This is a genomic window from Thermococcus sp. (genome assembly GCF_027012695.1).
Classification (GTDB): Archaea; Methanobacteriota_B; Thermococci; order Thermococcales; family Thermococcaceae; genus Thermococcus.
Genome location: NZ_JALUYR010000098.1, coordinates 1 through 1,836, shown reverse-complemented (window position 1 = coordinate 1,836; position 1,836 = coordinate 1). Strand labels below are relative to the sequence as shown.

The following is a 1,836-nucleotide window of genomic DNA, read 5'->3' as shown; positions in this document are numbered from 1 at the left end:
TCTACCTCAACCAGCACAAATGGTTCTACGGCGGCGGCTTGGCAAAAGAGAGGGTGCTCGATTTTGGCGAATTTCCCGATGAGCCCTACAGCGATTTCAGCCGCACCGGCGACTACTGGAACAAGATTCTCTACCACTCCAACGGTGTGGTCCACAACTTCAAAGAGGGTGTGGAAAAGGCAAAATACGAGCCTTTCAACAAGGATAGCCTCCAGCACGTTGCCGAGTACGTACAGCACTCGTTCTACCACTACACCGTAGGCGACAACAAACCGCTCCACCCGTGGGAGGGTCAGACCATACCGGCACCCGAAGAGGTTCCCCCCACTCCGTGGAAATACCTCGACCCGTCGAAGAAGTACTCCTACTCCAAGACCCCCGTTTACAAGGGTATGACCCACGAGGTGGGACCGCTGGCCCGCTATATCGTCGCGTACACCGCCGTAAAACAGGGACACATAAAGCCCTCCTTTGCCGATGAAATGATTGTTAAACAGATTGAGATGGTCTCCGAAATGCTCGGGCTGCCCCCCGAAAAGTGGATGCTCTCGACCGTAGGTAGAACCGTAGCGAGGGGCTTGGAAGCCCAGCTCGGCGCCAACTTAAGCGCCTACTTCCTCAAAAAGCTCTACGACAATATCAAAGCGGGCGACACCGCCGTAGCCAACACCTCCAAATTCGACCCCGAAACCTGGGGCAGCGGCATCAAGAAAGGGGTCGGTATGGCAGCGGCTCCGAGGGGAGCGCTCTCGCACTGGGTTGTGATAAACGGCAGGACTATAGAGAACTACCAGGCGATTGTGCCCACCACCTGGAACGTTGCGCCCAGGATTAAGAACGAGTACGGCGAGCAGAGGGCCGCTTACGAGGCATCGATGCTCGACACCGAGGTGAAAGTCCCCGAACAGCCGTTGGAAATACTGAGGACGATACACTCGTTCGACCCCTGCCTCGCCTGCGCCACCCACATCTACAGCAAGGACGGTAAAGAGATTACCCACTTCAACGTGAACTCCGCCTGCATGGTTTAATCCCCCTCTTCTTTTTCCCTTTTAAGGGAGGTGTAAAAGATGATTCCCAATGTGGTCAAAAAGGTTTTCTACCGGTTCTACCTCTTTCAACCGGGGTTGAGGATTTGGCACTGGGTTCAATTCTTAGCCATAACGACGCTCTTTGTTACCGGCCTCTACATAGGTAATCCGTTCTTCATTGGCTCTATCCTGGAGCCGACCGAAGCCTACGGGCGCGCCCTCAATATGGATATCATCCGGATGATACACTTCGCCGCCGGATACATACTGTTATTTGCATTCCTCTACAGGCTCTTTTTAATGTTCACGAAAAAATCCCACTTCTGGTTGCTGATACCCAAATTCTGGAGGGGTTGGTTCTGGAAAGGGCTCTTCGAGGTGATACTCTTCTATCTGCTTATCAAGAAAGAGCATATTCCCCTGATTAGGAACCCGTTGGCAAGAACCGCCTATCTATTCGTTCTGCTATTAATACTCTTCGAGATATGGACCGGCTTTGCCATGTACGGTATGTCCGACCCCGAGGGCTTTTGGGCAAAAGCTGTTAGCAGCTGGACCTTACCGCTCTTTGGCGGAAACGAGTACACGCTGCACTTCTGGCACCACGTTGTGGCCTGGATAATAGCCCTCTTCGTCATCGTCCACGTTTACATGGTCTTCTTCAACGACTTTATCGCAAAAGAGGGCGAGCTATCCTCCATGAGCGCCGGTGTCAAATACTTCCCCGAAGGGCATCTGCCCGCCGACTGCGACGATGTAGCCTCAAAAGAGGAGTGCGAAAAGCTAAAATCGGAGCTAAAAGCCC

At 53.1% G+C, this 1,836-nt stretch carries 2 protein-coding genes; both read left to right on the top strand.

Annotated features, from left to right (window positions below; translation table 11 throughout):
• A partial coding sequence (locus MV985_RS07795) for a nickel-dependent hydrogenase large subunit (protein ID WP_297465020.1) occupies positions 1–1,031 on the top strand: 1,031 nt, incomplete at its 5' end.
• 39 nt (positions 1,032–1,070) lie between these two features.
• Positions 1,071–1,836: Ni/Fe-hydrogenase, b-type cytochrome subunit (cybH, locus tag MV985_RS07790; protein WP_297465018.1), on the top strand; the 766-nt coding region annotated here is incomplete at its 3' end.